Origin of the sequence: Mycobacterium asiaticum DSM 44297, assembly GCF_000613245.1 — a bacterium.
Lineage (GTDB): Bacteria > Actinomycetota > Actinomycetes > Mycobacteriales > Mycobacteriaceae > Mycobacterium > Mycobacterium asiaticum.
This window is the reverse complement of sequence record NZ_HG964936.1, coordinates 900,821-921,983: the sequence shown is the minus strand read 5'-3', so window position 1 is coordinate 921,983 and position 21,163 is coordinate 900,821. Positions and strand designations below refer to the sequence as shown.

Below are 21,163 nucleotides of genomic sequence, written 5' to 3'. Positions count from 1 at the left end.
ATCTAGATGTACTCGCCGTTGGACGTTTGCCGCTAGGGCAGTCCGAGAATCTCTACGGCCTGATCGGGAGTCGCAACGGTACGGCCCACCCGTTGGCAGAGGGCCACAGCCTCGCTGACCAACTCGACATTGGTCGGCATACGGTCGCCACGATAGAACTCGAGTCCCAGATGCAGGTGTCCGCCGCGGGCGAGTGCCCGTTCGGCGATCGGGTGGGCACACAGGTCGCCGCCGACGATCGACACGGCCCACGGCAGGTCACATCCGTCCAGCATTTCCAGATAGGCATCGAGGGCGCGTTCGGTGGGCGGTAGCCCGAAAGGCGCTCCAAGATAACCCTGTTCGGTGGAGAAGTAGAGCTTGACCATCGCCCCCTGCGGCAGCCTGCCCGCGCGCCACCAAGCGAGTGCGGCCCGCAAGAAGCCGGGTTCATAGATGGCCAAGCTGGGTCCCAGTTTGGCCTCGCGGCAGATGTCGAAGGCGCGACCGATCGTCTCAAATGAGTTGCGGTAGACCAGATCACCCGTGGGTATGCCGTTGTCGACCCCGCCGAGATTGACCGAGCCGGGGTCGGTCAGACCGACGCGCATGCCGGCGGTGGCGAGCGGAATCAAATGTTCGTAGGAGATCGAGAAACCCTGTTCGAAGTGAATCGTCGGGTACAGCAGGGCGTCCGGGCGAGCCTCGAGGATGGGCCGCCATCCCTCCAGGTAGCGCTCAACAACCCGCTCGAGGCTGACGCCGTACAGGTCGATGTGGTTGTGAATGATCGCCGCACCTGCCGCTATGCAGGCCAGGGCATCCGCGGCGATTTCCGAGGGTTCCACCGGCACATGGGGATTCGTCGCCTTCGAGGTGACGCCGTTGATCGCGCACTCGATGACGACGGGAGTCATTCGGCGGGTAGCTCAGAGCCAGCCGGTGCGCGCGGCGGCCACCGGTTCGGCGGGCGCCGGGGCGAGTTCGCCGTCGCGCACACCGTCGAGCATCCGCTTCACCGAGGCGACGATTTCCGGGGCCGCCGCCGCCAGGCCGGTCAGGTCGGCCTCGGTGACCTCGTCCAGGTCGACACCGGCCCGCTCCAGCACCGCGGCCGGGTCGGCCAGCTGGCCCGCCAGCCAGGACACCGGGTCGGCGGACAGCTCGGGCACAAAGTGCCTGCGCCCCGGTTCCCAGCCGTCAAAACGCGGGTGGTGATGGGCCCGATCGAGCGTCCCGGGCGGACTCTCGGTGGAGCCGAACAGGTCGACCCGCCACACTGGGCGGGCGAAGGCGATGGGGATGCCGGCATAGATCGAGCCCTGGGGTTTGTCGCGGTCGACGAGGCGAAGTTCCAGGCGCACTCCCCGTTCGGGAGTTTCCTGACCGGTCATCGGTGAGGGATCGACGAAATACATGTCCCCGACCACCACGCCGAGGGATTCGAATCCGAAAGCAGCGAGCACGCTATGAAGCGTAGTCCCGCTCAGCACGCAATGCCCCCGGTGCGGTGGCCGGAACGGCCGGGCGGTTCGGGGCGACGGGTTGGACGCGCCGGTACGACGAGCCCAGTGGCGGGCGCGGGTCCGGCTCCCCCTTGTTGGGCCACAGCGATGTGGCGCGCTCGGCCAGCGCGGTGATGGTCAGCGACGGGTTCACGCCCAGGTTGGCGGTGATCGTGGAGCCGTCGATCACATGCAGCCCCGGATACCGGTGCATGCGGTGGTAGGGATCCACCACGCCGTCGTCCGGAGTCTCGCCGATCACGCAACCGCCGATGAAGTGTCCGGTCATCGGGATGTCGGCCAGGTCGGCCCAGGCGCCACCGGCGATACCGTCCAGGTGCTCGGCCGCGCGGCGGGCGACCTCGTGACCCACCGGGATCCAGGTCGGGTTCGGGTCCCCGACGCCCTGCCGGGTCACCATGCGCCGCCCAAACAGCCAGCGGCGGGTGTAGGTGGTCAGCGAGTTGTCGTGGGTCTGCATCACCAGCAGCGGGATGGTCTGTTCGGACCAGCGCTTGGGGTTGAGCAGGCGTCGGAGGTCACGGCGCTGCCGCACAAGCTCTTTCATGCCGGTACGCCACCTGCCTCGCCCCCTCGTCAGCCCATCCACACCGTCGACCAGGACCGTGCCCATCAACCCCATCAGGTTGGAATCGTGCCCATACCGGCAGGGTTCCACGTGGGTGTGGTTGTCCGGGTGGATCGACGAGGTGATCGCCACCCCCTCGGAATAGTCCACATCGTCACGGCGGGCCCGCACGGCCAGGATCGCCTCGGAGTTGGTCCGGGACAGCTCCCCGAGCCGGGGCGAGACGTGCGGCAGGCTGCCGCCGTCGCGCAACTTGTGCAGCAGCCGCTGGGTGCCGAGCGCGGCAGCCGAGAACACCACCTGCTCCGCGGTGAAGGTCTGGCGGCTCCGACGCAGCTTGGCCCCGGTCCGGCGCGTAATGACGTCGTATCCCCCGCCGGGCCGCGGCCGCACGTCGACGACGGTGGTCAGCGGGTGGATCGTGGCACCCAATCTCTCGGCCAGGTAAAGGTAATTCTTGACCAGGGTGTTCTTGGCGTTGTGCCGGCAGCCGGTCATGCATTCGCCGCAGTGCAGGCACGCGTTGCGGTCCGGGCCGGCGCCACCGAAATACGGGTCACCGACCGGGGCGCCGGGCGCGGCCGGTTTACCGTCGGCGTCGGTGAAGCACACCCCGACGCGGGTGGCGTGGAAGGAGTCCGCGACGCCCAGGTCGGTGGCGATCTTCAGCATCACCTTGTCCGACGGCGTTGTGCGCGGGTAGGTTTCGACGCCGAGCATCCGGGTGGCCTGGTCGTACCAGGGCGCGAGCTCGTCCTTCCAGTCGGTGATGTGGCTCCAGCGCGGGTCGGCGTAGAAGGGATCGTCCGGTTGGTACAGCGTGTTGGCGTAAACCAGCGAGCCACCGCCCACTCCGGCGCCGCTGAGCACGACGGCGTCGGAGAGCACGTCGATCCGCTGGATGCCGTAGCAGCCCACCGACGGTTTGAAGAGGTAATCCCGGATATGCCAGTTGTTCTTGGCGAAGTCCTGATCGGCAAACCGTCGGCCCGCCTCGAGAACGCCTACGCGGTAACCTTTTTCGCTCAGGCGCAGGGCGGTGACGCTGCCGCCGAAACCGGATCCGATAACGAGCACGTCATAGTCGAATCGGCTCACGCGTTGACCTCCTCGGCTTGCCGGACCGGCAGGACCTCGTGGTAGTCCTCGATCGCCGCGACGCGGGTGCGGTGCTGATATTCGTGTACGAGCCCCGGCCAGTTGGTGGTGACCCGGCCCGACTCGGTGCGGTACCAGGAGTCGCAGGTGGTCCAGACGCCGTTTTCCAGCCGGGACTGCACCGCCGCGTCGTAGGCCTCCTCGACGTCCCGGCGGACCTCGAACGCGCGGCCCATGCCGCGACGGGCGAGCTCCGCGGTGATCTGGCGGATGTAGCCGGCCTGCTGCTCCATCATCAAGATGATCGAACTGCTGCCAAGGTTGGTGTTCGGCCCGTAGATCAGGAACATGTTCGGGAAGCCTGGAACGGCCATGCCCAGATGGGCGCGCGCGCCCTGGGCCCACTCGGCGTGCAGATCCCGCCCGTCACGGCCGGTAATCGTCATCGGGGCAAGGAATTCCGTGGCTTTGAAGCCGGTGCCGTAGACGATCACGTCCACCTCGTGGAGTCGCCCGTCGGCGGTGCGCACGCCGGTCGGGGTCACCTCGGTGATCGCGTCGGTCTCGACGGAGACGTTGTCGCACGCCAGCGCTGGATACCAGTCACTGCTGAACAGCACGCGCTTGCAGCCGATCGGGTAGTCGGGGGTGAGCTTGGCTCGCAGCACCGGATCTTTGATGTGGCGCTTCAGGTTTGCCGAGGCCAGCGCTTGCAGCACCCGGGCCAGCGGGGCGACTCGGGTCAGCGCGAGGCCCAGCAGTTCGGTGGTCTCCCAGATCGCACCGCGCATGGCGGCGGCGAACCCGGGCACCTTGGCGAACGCGGCGTGGTGCTTCTCGGTGTAGGCGCGATCCACCTTCGGCACCACATAGGGTGCCGAGCGCTGAAAGACGGTGACGTGCCCGGCGGTCTGGCGAATGCGCGGGACGAACTGGATCGCCGACGCGCCGGTGCCCAGCACCGCGACACGTTTGCCGGCCAGGTCGACGTCGTGGCGCCACTGCGCCGAATGGAAGGACGGACCGGCGAAGGTGTCGAGTCCAGGGATGTTCGGCAGTGCCGGCCGCGACAGTTGGCCCACGGCGGGTACCAGGACGTCGGCCTCGAAGACGTCACCGGACGACGTCGTCACCCTCCAGGTTGCGGTCGACTCGTCGAACTGAGCCGAGGTCACCTCGACACCGGTCCGCACCAGCTTGCGCAGCCCGAACCGATCGGCGGTGTCGTGGATGTAGCCCAGGATGTCGGGCTGCTCCGCGTAGCGGCGGCCCCAGTCCGTCTTTCGGGCGAACGAATAGGAGTACAGGTTCGACGGGACGTCGCACGCGGCGCCGGGGTAGGTGTTCTCCCGCCAGACACCGCCGATGTCGTGTGCCTTCTCCAGCACCGTCACCTCGGCGAGACCTTCCCTGGAGAGCTCGTAGGCGGCGGCGAGGCCACCGAAGCCGGCGCCGATCACCAGTACGCGAGGACGAATGGTAGCTGTCATAACTCCATCGTGGCCAGCGACGGTACCGCAGCGTCAGCCGATTGCGGTCGGCAAATCCATGATTCCGGCCAGGTGTCGTTCGCGCGGGGCCACTGACCGCTGGTAGCGGGCCGGCGTGGTGCCCGTCCAGCGCTTGAACGCGGCGATGAAGCTGGTCGCCTCGGCATAGCCCAGCCGTAACGCGACGTCCTCGACCGTCAGGGCTCCGGTCGCGAGCAACTCCTCGGCGAGTACGCGGTGGACTTCCTCGGCGAGGTCGCGGAAGGTGGTGTTCTCCTCGGCCAGCCGCCGCCGCAGCGTGCGCTCGCTCATCGCCAGTTGCCGGGCGACGCTAGTGATTGTGTGGGGTTTGCCGTCGATCGACGCCAACCGGTCCCGCACCCGACGGGCCACGCCGGTGCGCTGCCGCCGGCGTTCCAGCAGCACCTGGCATTGCTGCTCGCAGATCGCCACGCTCATCTCGCTGGCCTGCGGTAGCCGATTTTCCAGCAACGCGACCGGTAGGCCGGCCACGTTGGCGGGCGCGTCGTAGCGTGGTGTCACCCCGAACGCCTCGCGAGCCGCTGTATCACCGGAACCCGGTGCAGGACTGGCAAATTCGATGTACGCGAAGGTGACCGGCTCGCCCACCAATTCCGCCATGACCTGCGCGATGGCCGCCATGTCGCGTCGCACCAGGAAATCGGCGACCGGGCCGGTGAGGTCGGGCAGGTCGAGCCGGAGCGCGGCGACCGGCCCTTCCAGGGTGACCGAGGGCAGGCAGAACCCGTAGCTGAGCTCATAGAACCGGGCGGCGAATCGCACGGCGTCCCCTAGCGTCGAACTGGTCAGGCAGGCGAAGCCGAAAATGCCGAACGACCCGACGTGGTAACTACGACCCACTTTCACGCCCAGGTCGGCGGGACCGATCCGATTACCGAGCAGGTTGACCAGGTTGGTCGCGACCGCCAGCTCCTGACGACCAGCGATCATCCGGCTGTGATCACCCAGGTCACCTTCGGACAAGCCGGATCCGTCCAGCAGGTCCGCCGCGGAAAGTTGGTTGGCACAGCCGAATTCGGTCATCAGGGCGACGCTGCCGGTGTTGCGCGGGAAATCCCAGTGCGAGACCTGCTGCCCAGCGAAAACCTGCACATGTTCCAGTATGGCGAACCAGTTCGTGCAGGTAGCGTGAGCGCCCGTGACCGTATATGCGCTGAACCTCTTCGACGTCGCCGATAGTGCCGAATACGTGCAGTACGCACGGGAAGCGCCCACCCAAGTCGCCGCGCACGGTGGCCGGATAGTGGCGCTGGGCCAGTTCAGCCAAGCGGTTACCGGCGACATCACGCCCCGGCAGGTGCTGATCCTGGTCGAGTGGGAGTCGAAGGAAGCGTTCGATTCCTATCGCAGCGACCCGCAACTGGCGGACCTACACCCGCACCGCGAACAGGGGTCGTCGAACTACGTATGGCACCTGTTCGACCGGTTGGACGATTTGCGTCCGGTCCTCAACCGGCCGTAATCCGGTCAGTCAGGCTGCGAGCTCGCCGCCGGTGGACCCGGTGGCGGCCGCCTTGCGCTTGCTGCGCCGCCAACCCCGCACGGTGGCGATCGCGGTCTTGAGTCCGCGCCGCCGGCCCGTCGTCGGGTCGGTACCCGCGAAATCGGGCTCCAGCTCCGCGAACATCCGCTCGCTGCGCGTCTCGGGCGCATCATCGGCGCCGTCGCGCAGGTAGGCGTTGGGCAGCGAGAGCTTGGCCAGCGTGCGCCACGTCTTGCCGTACTGCACCAGGAAAGAGCCTGTGGTGTAAGGCAAGTCGTACTTGTCGCAGACGGCGCGCACCCGCGTGGAGATCTCGTGCAGGCGGTTGCTCGGCAGGTCGGGGTACAAGTGGTGCTCGATCTGGTGGCACAGATTACCGCTCATGAACCGCAGCACCGGGCCGGCCTCGAAGTTGGCGCTACCCAGCATCTGCCGCAGGTACCACTGGCCCTTGGTCTCGCCCACCATGTCCGTCTTGGTGAATTTCTCTGCGCCGTCCGGGAAGTGGCCGCAGAAGATCACGGCGTTGGCCCACACGTTGCGGATGATGTTCGCGGTCGCGTTGGCCGTCAGGGTGGACCGGTATGAGGCACCCGGCGACAGCGAGGTGAGTGCCGGGAAGGCGACGTAATCCTTGACCACCTGGCGGCTCGCCTTGGCCAGGAACTCGTCGATGCGCTCGCGGGATTCCTGGTGGTCCATCCGCTTCTTGACGATCTTGCCGATCTCGACGTGCTGCATGCCGACGCCCCACTCGAAAAGCAGCGCGAGCAAAGCGTTGTAGACGAGATTGAAGACGTTGAACTTCTTCCAGCGCTGGTCGCGGGTGACGCGCAGCAGGCCATAGCCGACGTCGTCGTCCATGCCCAGGATGTTTGTGTACTTGTGGTGCACGAAGTTGTGGGTGTAGCGCCAGTGCTTGGACGAGCCGCTCATGTCCCATTCCCAGGTGGAGGAATGGATCTCGGGGTCGTTCATCCAGTCCCACTGGCCGTGCATGACGTTGTGGCCGATCTCCATGTTCTCGACGATCTTGGCCACGGCCAGAGTCGTCGTGCCCGCCCACCACGCCGAGCGGCGTGAGCTGGCGGCCAGCATGACCCGCCCGGCCACCTCGAGCGCGCGCTGCGCGGCGATGGTGCGGCGGATGTAGCGGGAGTCGCGTTCCCCGCGAGAATCCTCGATGTCCTGGCGAATGGCATCGAGCTCGACGGCCAGACTTTCGATGTCGGCGTCCGTCAAGTGGGCGAATTCGTCGACGTCTGTGATCGCCATAATGCTCTCCCTACGTCGTCCGGTCTTTGAACTTACTAGACCTACGCTATCGTAACCTACGTACCCGTAGGTTACCCTTCGGTAACCCTAAATGTCGATCACGCAATCGCCGGACGCGGCGGACACGCACGTCTGGACTCGGGTTCCCGGGTCGTGTTCCCGGCCGGTCCGCAGGTCGCGGACGTGACCGTCGATCAATTCGACGACGCACGATTGGCAGATTCCCATCCGGCAACCGAACGGCATCTGCACGCCGGCGCCTTCGCCCGCGTCCATCACCGAGGTCGCGGCGTCGGCAGTCACGCTCTTGCCGCTGCGCGCGAAGGTGACCCTGCCACCGGCTCCCGCCGGTGCTGCTTTGGCCACGGCGAACCGCTCCAGGTGCAGACGGTCGCTGATACCGGCGGCCGACCACACGTTCTCGGCATCGTTGAGCATGCCCTCCGGGCCACACGCCCAAACTTGGCGGTCCCGCCAGTCCGGCACCTCCTGATCCAACCGCGACAGGTCGAGCCGGCCCTGGGTGCGCGTCGCGCGCATGGTCAGGCGGTAGCCGGGATGCTCGTCGGCCAGCGCGGCCAGCTCCGCACCGAACAGCACGTCGGCCGCGGTGGGCGCCGAGTGCAGATGGGCGATGTCGGTGACCTGGTTGCGGCGAACCAGCGTCCGCAACATCGACATCACCGGCGTGATGCCCGACCCGGCGGTCAGAAACAGGACCTTCGGAGGGGCGGGATCGGGAAGCACGAAATTTCCCTGCGGCGCGGCCAGCCGCACGATGGTCCCGGGCTCGACGCCGGCCACCAGGTGGGTGGACAGGAAGCCCTCGGGCATCGCCTTGACGGTGATCGTGATGGTGCGCGTCAACCCAGACGTGCCCGCCGCGGGGCTCGAGGTCAGGGAATACGACCGCCACCGCCAGCGACCGTCGACCAACAGGCCGATGCCGATGTACTGCCCCGGCTGATAGTCGAAACTGAACCCCCAGCCCGGCTTGATGACCAGCGTTGCCGAGTCCTCGGTTTCCCGGCGCACGTCCAGGATGCGGCCCCGCAATTCCCGGGCGGACCACAGCGGATTCGCCAGCTGCAGATAATCGTCTGGCAGCAGCGGCGTGGTGATGCGGGCGGCCAGCTTGCGCAGGGCGTGCCAGCCGGGATGCTTGTCAGCCCCGGCGACCACCGGTCGCTGGGTGTTGACCACATTGGCGGTGAGCGCCGTGTGTTTTCTGCTCATGGCTAGAAGCTACGGTACCGTAAGTTACGGTTTTCTAGCCAGCGTGACGCGGCTTACAGCAGTTCCAGCAGGAACGGCAGTTCCTGGGCGGCATACCAGGCCAGGTCGTGGTCCAGGGCGTCGCCGACGATCAAATCCGCATCCTCATCGCCCAGGTCGGCGGCATCTACCGCCTCGATCGCAGCCGTCACGGCCGACTCGGCGCCGGCGGTGTCGACGTACGCGGCGACCACGCGGTTCATGGCAACCGCTCCGTCCAGCCGGATGACGGCGTCATCCAGATCTGGACGGTAGGTAACCTCGTCCACTTCGGCCGCCAGGACCGCGCGACGGGCGGGCAGTGTCCCGGGCTGGTCGGCTGCCAGCAACCGCAAGGATGCCAGCGCCGCCTCCCGCAGGGCCACCTCGGCGAGCTCGTCGTCGTCGCCCTCGGCGTAGGACTCCCGCAATCTCGGTGTCACCGCGAACGCGGTGCCGTTGACCGGACGCAGCTCCCCGTCGGCGACGAGTTGCTGCAGCATGGCCACGGTGGCCGGGATGTAGATCGCAATCATGACTTGATCAGGGTGGCGGCGTAATCGTCGACGTACTTGGACAATTCGCGCGGCGGGCGTTGATAGTTGCCGCTCACCAACGGACGCTCGGGCAGCTCGACCGTGGGCTTCTCGACTTCTTCGTAGTCGATGGTGGACAGCAGATGGGCGATCATGTTCAGCCGGGCGTGCTTTTTGATGTCGGACTCAACCACGTACCACGGGCTGGACGGCGTGTCGGTGTGCACCATCATCTCGTCCTTGGCGCGCGAGTAGTCCTCCCAGCGGTACACCGACTCCAGGTCCATCGGGCTGAGTTTCCATTGCCGCACCGGGTCGTTGCGGCGCGCCTTGAACCGGCGCAGTTGTTCGGCGTCGGAGACCGAAAACCAATACTTGCGCAACAGGATTCCGTCGTCGATCAGCATCTGCTCGAAGATCGGCGTCTGGCGCAGGAACAACACGTACTCCTGCGGCGTGCAGAATCCCATCACCTTCTCGATACCGGCGCGGTTGTACCAGGACCGGTCGAACAACACGATCTCGCCTTTGGCCGGCAGGTGGGCGATGTACCGCTGGTAGTACCACTGGCCGCGTTCCCGATCGGTCGGGACCGGCAGCGCGGCGATGTGCGCCACCCGGGGGCTCAGGTATTCGGTGATGCGCTTGATCGCGCCGCCCTTTCCGGCGGCATCGCGTCCTTCGAAGACGATCACCACCCGAGCACCGGTATAGCGCACCCACTCCTGCAGCTTCACCAATTCGGTTTGCAGCCTGAATAATTCGGCCTCGTAGACGTCATCGGGGATCTTCTGCACGGCCGCAGCCTTCTTTTTACCCACGCTCACCTCGACGCTTCCAGCAGCTCTTCTAACGACTGATTCAGCAGGCCCGGCAACACGTCGACGTCGCTCATCGCGTCACGGTCGGCGTTAATGCCGAAGTACAGCATGCCGTTATAGGACGTGACACTGATGGCCAGTGCCTGGTTGTGCAGCAACGGCGGCACGGCGTAAGTCTCCAGCAGCTTGGTGCCGGCGATGTACATCTGCGATTGCGCTCCCGGCGCATTAGTGATCAGCAGGTTGAACGGTTGCCGGGACAGGGTTGGGAAGCTGGTGGCCACCCGGATGCCCATCGCGTGCAGCGTCGGCGGTGCGAACCCCGACAGCGTAACGATGGTCCTGGCGTCGACGAGGCTGGCGGCACCCGGATTGGACTCGGTGGCGTGGGCGATCTGCGACAACCGCACCACTGCGTTGCCCTCCCCACCGGCAGATCCACCAGGAACGGCGTCACCTCGCTCATCGCCTGGCCAGGACCGGTCGAATCCAGTTGATCGTCCGCGTACACCGACAGCGGCGCCATCGCCCGGATTGTCGTGCTGGACGCGACGGCTTCGCCCCGGGACATCAACCAGTTGCCCAGCGCGCCGGTGATCACCGCCAGCACCACGTCGTTGATGTCGCAGTCGTAGCGGGCCCGCACTGCCCGATAGTCCTCGAGCTTCCCGCGTGCCACGGTGAAGCGCCGGTTACGTGAGACGGTGGCGTTGAGCGGGCTGCTGGGCGCGGTGCCGCGCGCCACCGCGCGGGCGACGTCCAACACCCGGCGGCCCGCCTCGACGAGCTGCGTCGAGCTGGTGGCCAATCCGGCCACCGTGGAGCTGACGGCCTGCAGCTGGGCGCCGGGCCCAACGATCCAGTCGCCGATGGCGCCCAGCACCAGGCGGGTGTTGCCGGGATCGCGTTCCGGTATCCAGATGTCCTCCGGGAAGGGTGGTGGCTTGCGGGTCCGGTCGGCGATGACGTGGTTGATCTCCAGCGCGCTCATGCCGTTGATCAACGCCTGATGGGATTTCGTGTAGAGGGCGATGCGGTTCTTCGCCAGGCCTTCGACGAGGTACATCTCCCACAGCGGGCGCGACTTGTCCAAAGGGCGGGCGGCCAGCCGGGCGATCAGCTCGTGCAGTTGCTCGTCGCTGCCTGGTGAGGGCAGCGCCGAACGCCGGACGTGATAGGTGATGTCGAAGTCACGATCGTCGATCCACACCGGTCGGGCCATGCCGACGCTGACCTCGCGGACCTTCTGCCGATAGCGCGGGATCTGCGGCAGCCGTTGCTCGACGGTGGCCAGCAACGTCTCGTAGCTCAGTCCCGATCGCGGGCGCCGCAGGATCGACAGTGAGCCGACGTACATCGGGGTGGCGGTGTTTTCCAGCCGGTAGAAGGACGCGTCCGCGGGGGACAATCGGGTCACCATTGCGGCCCTGTCCTTCTCGTCAAGTCGTCCTCATTTCATGAGCGGGCCCCTGCCATCGCCCACCGTACCTGTGGACGAAAGCCCGGAGCTGAATAGCGCGGCACCCCATTGTCTGACACTCTTCAGCACGCCGCCCAACCAACCATTGCCCGTGGAGAGTTCCGTTGACCGTCACCCCGGTGATCGACTACGAGCCGCCTACGCGCGCCGTCCCCCGAGGGCAGCCGTCACCGCCGAACCCGCGAACACGGCGGGGCAGCCGGACGAGCAGCTCGGCACTTTCCCAGGCACCGCTTGCGCCGCAGACGCGCCGCGCGGCGGCCTTCGCTGATGGCGCGCTGCGCCGCGTGCTGGAGGTCATCGACCGGCGCCGACCGGCGGCGCAGCTGGGCGCGGTGCTGGCACCGGGCCTGATCGATTCGGTGCTCTCGGTCAGTCGGTCGCTGGGCACGGCGACGGGCGCCGCCGTGCTGCGCCGGATGCACGTGCAGCCCGCCGGTGACCGGGCGGCCGAGGTGTTCGGCACCTACAGCCGCGGGCACCGCGTGCACGCGATCGCATGCCGGGTGGAGCAGTTACCCGATCGATGGCTGGTGGTCGCCCTGCACATCGGCTGAGGCGCGGTGGCGGGGACGGGGAAGCAGCATGGGGACCCGGCGCCGGTAGTCGCGGTACTGATCTCCCATGGCCGCCAACAGGTCTCGCTCCTCGAGTTGCAGCGCCAGGAAGATGTAGCCGGTGGTGCCGACCGCGAAGAGCAGATGACCCGTCGTCATCGTCGGCGTCGCCCAGAAGGCGATCAGGAATCCCAGCATGATCGGGTGCCGCACCAGCCGGTAGAGCAGATGCGTCCGAAAACCCAATTCCGCGTAGGGCTTTCCGCGCCAGGCCAGGTAAACCTGCCGTAGCCCGAAGAGATCGAAATGGTTGATCATGAACGTCGAGGCGAACACGATTGCCCAACCGAGCCAGAACAACACCCACAGCAGCAGTCGGGCCGCCGGCTGCCGCACGTCCCAGACGATGCCGGGTATGGTGCGCCATTGCCAATAGAGCAACAGCAGCGCAGCGCTGGCCAGCAGTACGTAGGTGCTGCGCTCGACCGGCTGTGGCACGAATCGCGTCCACCAGCGCTTGAAGCCCGGACGGGCCATCACGCTGTGCTGGGCACCGAACAGACCCAGCAGTCCCAGATTGACCGCGAGCGCCTGCCACAGCGGAGCGTCAATTCCGTGGTCGACGTTGCGGGGCACCAGGATCGCGGCGACGAAGACGATGGCGTACAAGAAGGCGACCAGGAAGACCAGGTAGCTCAGGGCGCCGTAACCGATTGTCAGATAGCGTTTCATGGGCCGATTGTGTGCCGGGGAGAGCGGATCTCACATGGGGCTTTTGCCTCAGATTCTCAGGCGGTGGCCAGGCCGTGGCGCAGCGCGTACATGCTGGCGCCGATCCGGTTGGACACGCCGATCTTGGCGTAGGTGCGCTCCACGTGGTTGCGGGCCGTCTTCTCGCTGATCACCAGCGTCGACGCGATCTCCTTGTTGGAGGCGCCGCGGGCGACCAAGCACAGCACCTCGACCTCGCGCGGGGTGAGCCCGTCCGGGCGCACCTTCGGGCGCTGCGCCCGGTGGCCGGCCGCATGCAGCACCGCCTCGACGGCGGCGGCATCGAGTTCACCGGCTTGCACCCGGCCCAGCAGCCGTCGCCGCGCTGAGTCGGGGGTCATCTCCTTGCGGTATGGCCTTGGCTCACAAGCGGATTGGTAGCTGACCGCGGCGGCCAGGATACGGTCGGGCAGGCCCAGGGCGCCCTCGGCGAGGGCGCGCGGATATCCCGTGCCGTTGAGGCATTCGTGATGATTGCCGGCGACCTCGGCCAGCTGGCGAAGACCAGGCACCTGGTTGAGTATTCGCACCGTGAAGTAGGGATGCAGCCGGACGCGTTCGAATTCGGCCGCGGTCAACGCCCCCGGCCTCGACCAAACCTGGTTCGACACGCCGATTCGGCCCAGATCGTGCACATGACCCGCGCGCCGGGTCAGGGCCACCGCGTCGGCGTCGAGCCCGACGGCAACAGCGGCGTCCCCGGCGAGCCGGGCCACCGCCCGCGAATGGCCAAGCGTGAACGGGCATTTCAGGTCGACGAAGTCGCCGAGGGCGACCAGCAGCGTGTCCAGCGCCCGGTCGTCGAGGCGCTCGTGGCGATCGGGTGCCGCCTGCAGCGCCGCGACCCACACGTCGCCGATGGGCGGGCCGGCCAGGATGTCCTCGGCGTGGTCCAGGAACGTCGCGGCCACTTGTGGATCGAACTGGCCGCCGCTGCGGGCCCGCACCATCGCCCTGGCGCCCTCGACGCCGTACATGCGGTGGTGCACCTCGGCCATCTCGGCGAGTTGAGCGACGCGCATCTGGACCGGGATCGCCTCGCCGCGGGCGCCGGTGGGCAGCCCGCCCCCGTCGTAGCGTTCGAACGCGCACGCGAGCGCCGCCTGCACATCGGCGCCCAGGCCCAGCCGGTCGGCAAGCAGTGCCGCGGATGTGCAGTGTGAGTGGATCATTCGGGAGATCTGGCCGCGCGCGTTGATCAACAGCGTGGCCATCATGCTGACCCGCTGCAACAGCGGCTGACCGCGGCCGATGTTGCTGACCAGAAATCGCATGTACGGCAGTCCGGACCAGTCGACCAGATAGGAGTCGTGGCGCACCCCGATGTCATCACCGAACCATTGCGCGTATTCGTGCGAGTCGGCGTGACAGCCGATCCACATGATCAGCGTGGTGTAGTAGGCGCTGTCGCGTTGCGGCTTGCTCAGCCCGAGCCGATCGGCGAGCCGGGTGGCGATCAGCGCGGCCCGCAGCATGTGTTCGGCGGGTTGCCCCAGCCCGAGGTCGATCGCCACCGACAGCGCGGCCAACAACTCCGCGCGCGTCGGTAGCTGCGCAGGCTCGGGGCGAGAGACCATGCGCTCATTGTGGCCCGGGTCAGTCGATCGAGATAGTGCGTTCGACGGCATGGTGACGATCCGCATCGAAGGATTCGAAGTGCCCGGAGCCGACGACGAACAGTCCCCGCTGCGGGGGACGGAAGCTGGCCAGCCGCGCCTGACTGGGCAGCGGGCCGACCGGCCCCAGGTCGATGCCGTCGAGCACCGCGCGCGAGTGCGCCACCGCCCACATCTGCCGCGGGGCGATCATGAATCGCTGGCCGTTGGGCGCGGTGCCGGCGAGCCGGACCTGGCCGGCGCCCAAAGCCAGACCGGCCGCACGGCTGAGCGCCCCCAGCGCGGTGCGATTGGTCCAGGTCGCCGTGGGCAAGCGTCCGCCGACGGCGCTCATCAGCCGCGTCGGCAGGCTGGAACGGATGTCGAGCTGCCAGTCGAGCAGGCCGGCTATTCGGACGGACAGGGACCAGGGGCCGATCCAGTCGACGTCGATCTGACATTGGACTGCGTCCTGGCTGGTGGCCGAGCTGAAGTAGCGAGCGCAGCTCTGCTGCCCGCACGTCGTCGCGTAGAACGTCCAGACGCCGTCGGGGCCGCGGTGCCACACCGACTTGTAGGCGGGTGCGAAGGTGGCCTTCGGAAAGTGCCGCAGCGCCAGGTAGTGACCGCTGGCGAAGGGCAGGCCCATCACGCCGTAGCCGACGAATCGTTCGTCGTCTCCGTCGGGCAGGGTCGGGTTCTGCAGGACCGCCGTGGCGGCGTCGTAAGGGGTGTGGTGTGTGGTCATGGCGCAATGGTGCGCGCCGGCGCCGGGGCCGCACATGAGGCGACTGCCTCAAGTTGCGGCGCCCCGGGGCTAACGCTTCTTGACCGATTTCGGCGGCTTGGCGCCGCGGCCCTGGCGTCGGGCGGCCTCGCGCCGTTCGCGTCGGCTGCCACCGGCGGGCACCCCAGCCGGGGTCTTGCCCGCCGAACCGCCGTTGCGCTGCACCTGCGCCGAGCCGTCCTCCGACGGCCCGCTGTAGGTAAGCGCCGGGGCCTCGTTCTCAATTCCCTTGGCGCGCAACGTGCTGACGGGTTCCTTGAGTGCCGGCTTGGGCGTCGGCGGCTCGTCGGTCGTTTCGTCGCCGGCCGCGGAGGAACCCAACTCGGCCAAGCCCTCCGGCGGCTCGACCGGGGCGAGGTCGACCTGCGGGGCCGGGACCGCCTCCACGCTGACGTTGAACAGGAAGCCGACCGACTCCTCTTTCATGCCCTCGAGCATTGCGGTGAACATGTCGTACCCCTCGCGCTGGTACTCCACCAGCGGGTCGCGCTGCGCCATCGCGCGCAACCCGATGCCCTCCTTGAGGTAGTCCATCTCATAGAGGTGCTCTCGCCATTTGCGGTCGATGACGTTGAGCAGCACGTTGCGCTCGAGTTGCCGCATCGCGCCCTCGCCGGCGATCTCCTCCAGCTCGGCTTCCCGTTTGGCGTACGCCCGGTCGGCGTCTTCGAGCAGCGCCTCGAGCAGTTCCTCGCGGGTGAGGTCGTCGCGCTCGGACTCCTCGTCGCGGTGGGTGAGCTCTTCGTGGGAGATGCCCACCGGATAGAGCGTCTTGAGCGCTGTCCAGAGCGCGTCCAGGTCCCAGTCCTCGGCGTAGCCTTCAGCGGTCGCGCCGTTGACATAGGCGGTGATGACGTCGGTCAGCATGTCCTTTGCCTGCTGCTGCAGGTTCTCGCCCTCGAGGATGCGGCGACGCTCGGCGTAGATGACCTTGCGCTGCTGGTTCATCACCTCGTCGTACTTCAGCACGTTCTTGCGCATCTCGAAGTTCTGCTGCTCGACCTGCGTCTGGGCGCTCTTGATGGCGCGGGTGACCATCTTGGCTTCGATCGGCACGTCATCGGGCAGGTTCAGGCGGGTCAGCAGGCTTTCCAGCGCCGCCCCGTTGAAGCGGCGCATGAGCTCGTCACCCAGCGAGAGGTAGAACCGCGACTCACCGGGGTCGCCCTGCCGGCCGGACCGGCCGCGCAGCTGGTTGTCGATCCGGCGCGACTCGTGCCGCTCGGTACCCAGCACGTACAGCCCGCCGGCCTCGATGACCTCCTTGGCCTCGGCGCTGGCCTCGTCCTTGACCTTCGGCAGCTCCTCGTGCCAGGCCTGCTCGTACTCGTCCGGCGTTTCCACCGGGTCCAGGCCGCGCTCGCGCAGCCGCTTGTCGGTGAGGAAGTCGACGTTGCCGCCCAGCACGATGTCGGTGCCGCGGCCGGCCATGTTGGTGGCCACGGTGATGCCGCCGCGCCGGCCCGCTTCGGCGATGATGCCGGCCTCTTGTTCGTGATACTTGGCGTTGAGCACGTTGTGCGGAATGCGCCGCTTGGTGAACTGGCGCGACAGGTACTCCGAGCGTTCCACGCTGGTCGTGCCGATCAGGACCGGCTGGCCCTTCTCGTAGCGCTCGACGACATCGTCGACCACCGCGATGTACTTGGCCTCTTCGGTCTTGTAGATCAGGTCGGACTGGTCGGTGCGGATCATCGGCTTGTTCGTCGGGATGGGCACCACACCCAGCTTGTAGATCTCGTGCAGCTCGGCCGCTTCGGTTTGGGCGGTACCGGTCATGCCGGCCAGCTTGTCGTAGAGGCGGAAGTAGTTCTGCAGGGTGATAGTGGCCAGCGTCTGGTTCTCGGCCTTGATCTCGACGTGCTCCTTGGCCTCGATGGCCTGGTGCATGCCCTCGTTGTAGCGGCGGCCGATCAGCACGCGGCCGGTGAACTCGTCGACGATCAGCACTTCGCCGTTGCGGACGATGTAGTCCTTGTCGCGGTTGAACAGCTCCTTGGCCTTCAGCGCGTTGTTGAGGTAGCTGACCAGCGGGGAGTTGGCGGCCTCGTAGAGGTTGTCGATGCCGAGCTGGTCCTCGACGAACTCCACACCCTTCTCGTGCACACCGACGGTGCGTTTGCGCAGGTCGACCTCGTAGTGGACGTCCTTCTCCATCAGCGGCGCCAGCCGGGCGAACTCGGTGTACCAGTTGGAGGCGCCGTCGGCGGGCCCGGAGATGATCAGCGGGGTGCGCGCCTCGTCGATCAGGATGGAGTCGACCTCGTCGACGATGGCGAAGTTGTGTCCGCGCTGCACCAGGTCGTCCAGCGAGTGAGCCATGTTGTCGCGCAGGTAGTCGAAGCCGAACTCGTTGTTGGTGCCGTAGGTGATGTCGGCGTGGTAGGCGACGCGGCGCTCGTCGGGCGTCATCTGGGCGAGGATGACTCCGACCTCCAGGCCCAGGAACCGGTGCACGCGGCCCATCCACTCGCTGTCGCGTTTGGCCAGGTAATCGTTGACGGTGACGACGTGCACGCCCTTGCCGGCCAGTGCGTTGAGGTAGGCGGGCAGCACGCAGGTCAGCGTCTTGCCTTCACCGGTCTTCATCTCGGCGACGTTGCCCAGGTGAAGGGCGGCCGCGCCCATCACCTGGACGTCGAACGGGCGCTGGTCCAGCACGCGCCAGGCAGCCTCGCGGGCCACCGCGAACGCCTCCGGGAGCAGGTCTTCGAGCGTCTCGGGGTTCTTGTCGTCGTTGAGACGCTTCTTGAACTCGTCGGTCTTGGCCTTCAGCTCCGCGTCGGTGAGTTTTTCGACGTCATCGGACAACGTGTTGACATAGTCGGCCACCTTCTTGAGGCGCTTGACCATGCGACCTTCACCAAGGCGCAGCAACTTCGACAGCACAGCTATGTCCCTCGCGGGTAGGAGTCTCGGGCGACCCCCATCCTAGGTGACGACCGAGTGAAGGCCGCTGATCGTCAGGCCAGCCGGATCAAGCCAGCCGGATCAGGCCGTAGTCGTAGGCGTGCCGGCGGTAGACCACCGAGGGCCGATCGGTCTCCTTGTCGAGGAACATGAAGAAGTCGTGCCCGACCAGTTCCATCTCGTAGAGAGCGTCGTCGACCGACATCGGCTTGGCTGGGTGCTCCTTGACGCGGACGACCCGACCGGGTTGGTGGTCCGGCACTTCGCCGTAATGGTCGTGCGGCTCGGCCGGCTGGTTGTCGAAGGGGTTGTCGGTTGGCACCACGGCGGTCGCTTCGGCCAGCGACACCGGCGTCTTGTCCCCGTAGTGCACCTTGCGGCGATCCTTGGTGCGGCGCAGCCGGTTCTCCAGCTTGCTGACGGCAGATTCCAGCGCGGCATAGAAGCTGTCGGCGCAGGCCTCGCCGCGCACGACCGGCCCGCGACCGCGCGCGGTGATCTCGACGCGCTGACAGGATTTGCGTTGGCGACGGTTGCGCTCGTGATCGAGTTCGACGTCGAACAGATAAATGGTTCGGTCGAACCGCTCCAAGCGTGCGAGCTTCTGTGAAACGTAGATGCGGTAGTGGTCGGGGATCTCGACGTTGCGGCCCTTGAACACGATTTCGGCGTTAGCCATCGGTTCCGTTTGGCCGTCGCTAGCTGCCGGCGTCTGGTCCAGAACTTGTTCGGAATCCACGGTAAGCCTTGACATTCGTGACAACTCGTTTCTCTCTTCACGTCACACGCGCCCTGCGTGCCGGGTATTCGGATGCGCGCCGACGAGGGTGTAAGCGGTTAAGAAACATCGAGAGATGTTCGCCGCCGCAGGCTGCCCGCCGGAGCAAGAAATCGAATTCTCACCTCCTACTCCGGGGTGTTGCTCAACCTGGCATTTTCGCGACAGTGAGTCGTTGATTCTGATCTCGACGTTAGCCCGTGTTCGCCCAACCGTGCCACCCCATTCGCGGACCTGTTTCGAGTTCTTCACGTTCTCTTGCGGATTGCGGATTTTCTTCAGGCGCTGGCGATCGTCAGCACCGCGGCTACCCGCACTCCGGCGGCGCGCAGCACCCGAACCGATTCGCGCGCCGTGGCCCCGGTGGTGACGATGTCGTCGACGATCAGGACCTCGGTACTCGGGCGCGGCCCGCGCAGCAGCACCCGTCCGGCGATGTTGCGCTCGCGGGCCGCGGTCCCCAGGCCCACCGAGTCGCGCGCGAACGCCCGCATGCGCAGCGCGGCCGCGACCGCGATCTCCGGGTGTCCGGCGACCGCCGCCCGCGTCATCCTCGCGACGGGATCACCACCGCGGCGCCGCGCCGCCGACCGCCGGGTCGGCGCCGGCACCACCGTCAGTGGCGTGTCGACCATGCCCCAGGCCAACAACCGGTGGATGCCGAGGGCCAAATGCCGGGCCAGCGGCGCGATGAGGTCCGCGCGGCCGCGTTCCTTGACGGCCAACAGCGCCTCGCGGCGGGCCCCGGTATAGCGGCCCAGGGCAAACACCGGCACCTGCGGGTCGACCCGCGGTGATACCACATGCGGCTCGTCGGCCTTGAGCGCAAGCTCCCGTCCACAGGACGCGCACCATCGTGCCGCGGGTGCGCCGCACCCCGCGCACTGCAGTGGAAGAACCAGGTCAAGCACGGTGTCAGTGTGCCGGGCTGCGGTGACACACCGATTCCGCGAGTGACCAACCTGTAACCGAACCCTGACCGAAACGCTCACTGTCGCTTGCATATTCGCACGTCACCGCGGTCCTACGATCGACGGCAATCTGCTATTCGAAAGGTGTTGAAAAAAGCGATGCGGGCGGCAATGCGGTCGGTTCTTGTGGTGATTGGTATCGCTGCGACGGTGTTTGCCGGACCCACCGGCGTCACGATGACGAACTCGTCGCGGGGGTATTTCGACATCGCATCGATCGCGCCCATGCGCGGCGCCGTCGTCGGCGTCGCGCATCCGGTCGTGGTGACCTTCCACAGTGCGGTCGTCAATCGCGCGGCGGTGGAACGCGCCATCGCGGTGACGTCGGTGCCGGCGATGACGGGCCGGTTCGAGTGGATCGAGGACAACGTCGTGCAATGGGTTCCGGACAGGTACTGGCCGGCGCACAGCACGATCGCGCTGTCAGTGGGTGGCCTGCGCACCGACTTCAAAACGGGGCCCAAGGTCGTCGGCGTCGCCAACATCGCCAACCACACCTTCACCGTGAGCATCGACGGGGCCGACCCGGAATCGCCGCCGTCACTACCCGCACCGCATCACCGGTCACACTTCGGTGAGACCGGGGTGCTCCCGGCCAGCATGGGCAGACCGGAGTTCGCGACGCCGGTCGGCACCTACACCGTGCTCGCCAAAGACCGCTCGGTGCTGATGGATTCCAGCAGTGTCGGCATCCCCGTCAACGACCCCGACGGTTACAAGCTGAACGTGGAATACGCCGTCCGCATCACCAACCGGGGTCTCTACGTGCATTCCGCGCCGTGGGCCGTGCCGTCGATGGGGGTCGACAACGTCAGCCACGGCTGTATCAGCCTGACCCCCACTGACGCCGAGTGGTACTTCGACACCGTCCACATCGGTGACCCGGTGATCGTCGAGGAAGGCGTCGCCACGATCCGCAGCGACAAGGAAGCCGACCCGGTCGAGAAGAAGGCCGACCCAGCCAAGCCGCGCGAACTACCGCCGTCATGAGACTCCGCGTTATTGGGCCGGAGCCAGCGCCCCTCCGCAGGTGGGCATTGCCGTCGTCATGCCGGCCAGGAAGGCCGGAATGGGCGCGGGCGGCGGCACTTCGGCCGCGGCGGGTGCTGCCGGACCGGGCACCACGACCGGCGCGGGCGCCGGCGCCACGGTGCTCGGCGCGCCCTTGCCCGTCCCCGCCATGGTGGTCAGCGGAGCCCCGGGACAACGTCGGCGGGCAGCGCCGCGCCGGCGCCCGCAGGC

19 protein-coding genes and 1 pseudogene are annotated in these 21,163 nt (G+C 67.1%); 3 read left to right on the top strand and 17 right to left on the bottom strand.

Annotation, left to right across the window (positions count from 1 at the left end; all coding sequences use genetic code 11):
- Positions 1-32 precede the first annotated feature (32 nt).
- Genes BN972_RS04385 through BN972_RS04365 form a run of 5 tightly spaced genes read right to left on the bottom strand, consistent with a single transcriptional unit; the run spans position 33 to position 5,795 of the window.
- Positions 33-896 carry a BKACE family enzyme gene (locus BN972_RS04385; RefSeq protein ID WP_036353311.1) on the bottom strand — a complete coding sequence of 288 codons (864 nt, stop codon included), beginning with the start codon at positions 894-896 and terminating at the stop codon, positions 33-35.
- 12 nt (positions 897-908) lie between these two features.
- Positions 909-1,445, bottom strand: coding sequence for a hypothetical protein (locus BN972_RS04380; protein WP_036353308.1), 537 nt, complete (start codon positions 1,443-1,445; stop codon positions 909-911).
- Between the two features lies 1 nt (position 1,446).
- Entirely contained in the window at positions 1,447-3,171 is a 1,725-nt protein-coding gene (locus BN972_RS04375; RefSeq protein WP_036353305.1) for a GMC oxidoreductase, read from the bottom strand.
- Positions 3,168-4,661, bottom strand: coding sequence for a flavin-containing monooxygenase (locus tag BN972_RS04370; RefSeq protein WP_036353301.1), 1,494 nt, complete (start codon positions 4,659-4,661; stop codon positions 3,168-3,170). Before BN972_RS04370 ends, BN972_RS04375 begins: the two co-directional genes overlap by 4 nt.
- Before the next feature lie 33 nt (positions 4,662-4,694).
- A complete protein-coding gene (locus BN972_RS04365) occupies positions 4,695-5,795 on the bottom strand; it encodes an AraC family transcriptional regulator (protein WP_036353298.1) in 1,101 nt (366 codons plus the stop codon).
- Between the two features lie 46 nt (positions 5,796-5,841).
- Between BN972_RS04365 and BN972_RS04360 the strand changes: the two genes are divergently transcribed.
- Positions 5,842-6,165: a DUF1330 domain-containing protein gene (locus BN972_RS04360; RefSeq protein ID WP_036353296.1), complete on the top strand. Its 324-nt coding sequence runs from the start codon at positions 5,842-5,844 to the stop codon at positions 6,163-6,165.
- Between the two features lie 9 nt (positions 6,166-6,174).
- On the opposite strand, the gene BN972_RS04355 is transcribed toward BN972_RS04360, so the two are convergent.
- The 5 genes and pseudogenes from BN972_RS04355 to BN972_RS04335 form a co-directional block, all read right to left on the bottom strand.
- Positions 6,175-7,461 (bottom strand): fatty acid desaturase family protein, encoded by a 1,287-nt coding sequence (locus tag BN972_RS04355; protein WP_036353293.1) that lies wholly within the window; start codon positions 7,459-7,461, stop codon positions 6,175-6,177.
- An 87-nt stretch (positions 7,462-7,548) separates the two neighbouring features.
- Complete coding sequence (locus BN972_RS04350) at positions 7,549-8,697, bottom strand: ferredoxin reductase (RefSeq protein WP_036353290.1); 1,149 nt, start codon at positions 8,695-8,697, stop codon at positions 7,549-7,551.
- Between the two features lie 53 nt (positions 8,698-8,750).
- Complete coding sequence (locus BN972_RS04345; RefSeq protein WP_036353287.1) at positions 8,751-9,251, bottom strand: DUF6912 family protein; 501 nt, start codon at positions 9,249-9,251, stop codon at positions 8,751-8,753.
- The gene (ppk2, locus tag BN972_RS04340; RefSeq protein WP_051545034.1) at positions 9,248-10,078 is read right to left on the bottom strand and encodes a polyphosphate kinase 2; all 831 of its coding nucleotides are present in this window, start codon (positions 10,076-10,078) and stop codon (positions 9,248-9,250) included. The genes BN972_RS04345 and ppk2 overlap by 4 nt, the downstream gene beginning before the upstream one ends.
- Positions 10,075-11,492 (bottom strand): annotated as a pseudogene (locus tag BN972_RS04335) (WS/DGAT/MGAT family O-acyltransferase). The gene ppk2 and the pseudogene BN972_RS04335 overlap by 4 nt, the downstream one beginning before the upstream one ends.
- 164 nt (positions 11,493-11,656) lie before the next feature.
- Between BN972_RS04335 and BN972_RS04330 the strand changes: the two are divergent.
- On the top strand, positions 11,657-12,109 hold the full coding sequence (locus BN972_RS04330) for an Rv3235 family protein (RefSeq protein WP_036353281.1): 453 nt from the start codon (positions 11,657-11,659) through the stop codon (positions 12,107-12,109).
- Here the strand turns inward: BN972_RS04330 and mddA are convergent.
- From mddA to BN972_RS04300, 6 genes are all read right to left on the bottom strand, one after another.
- On the bottom strand, positions 12,068-12,841 hold the full coding sequence (gene mddA, locus BN972_RS04325) for a methanethiol S-methyltransferase (protein ID WP_036353279.1): 774 nt from the start codon (positions 12,839-12,841) through the stop codon (positions 12,068-12,070). The two genes, BN972_RS04330 and mddA, sit on opposite strands and share 42 nt — an antisense overlap.
- A 56-nt stretch (positions 12,842-12,897) precedes the next feature.
- Entirely contained in the window at positions 12,898-14,457 is a 1,560-nt protein-coding gene (locus BN972_RS04320; protein ID WP_036353276.1) for an HD domain-containing phosphohydrolase, read from the bottom strand.
- A 19-nt stretch (positions 14,458-14,476) separates the two neighbouring features.
- Positions 14,477-15,223 (bottom strand): hypothetical protein, encoded by a 747-nt coding sequence (locus tag BN972_RS04315; RefSeq protein ID WP_036356508.1) that lies wholly within the window; start codon positions 15,221-15,223, stop codon positions 14,477-14,479.
- A 69-nt stretch (positions 15,224-15,292) separates the two neighbouring features.
- Positions 15,293-18,151, bottom strand: a complete 2,859-nt coding sequence (secA, locus tag BN972_RS04310; RefSeq protein WP_036353274.1) for a preprotein translocase subunit SecA — start codon at positions 18,149-18,151, stop codon at positions 15,293-15,295.
- Between the two features lie 88 nt (positions 18,152-18,239).
- On the bottom strand, positions 18,240-18,911 hold the full coding sequence (gene hpf / locus BN972_RS04305) for a ribosome hibernation-promoting factor, HPF/YfiA family (protein ID WP_390176198.1): 672 nt from the start codon (positions 18,909-18,911) through the stop codon (positions 18,240-18,242).
- Positions 18,912-19,228: 317 nt separating this feature from the next.
- Positions 19,229-19,861 carry a ComF family protein gene (locus BN972_RS04300; RefSeq protein ID WP_036353269.1) on the bottom strand — a complete coding sequence of 211 codons (633 nt, stop codon included), beginning with the start codon at positions 19,859-19,861 and terminating at the stop codon, positions 19,229-19,231.
- Positions 19,862-20,020: 159 nt separating this feature from the next.
- Here BN972_RS04300 and BN972_RS04295 point away from each other — a divergent pair, with 159 nt between their 5' ends.
- Complete coding sequence (locus tag BN972_RS04295) at positions 20,021-20,911, top strand: L,D-transpeptidase (protein ID WP_051545273.1); 891 nt, start codon at positions 20,021-20,023, stop codon at positions 20,909-20,911.
- 9 nt (positions 20,912-20,920) lie between these two features.
- Here the strand turns inward: BN972_RS04295 and BN972_RS04290 are convergent.
- The coding region (locus BN972_RS04290) for a hypothetical protein (RefSeq protein ID WP_235192362.1) at positions 20,921-21,163 on the bottom strand (243 nt) is incomplete at its 5' end.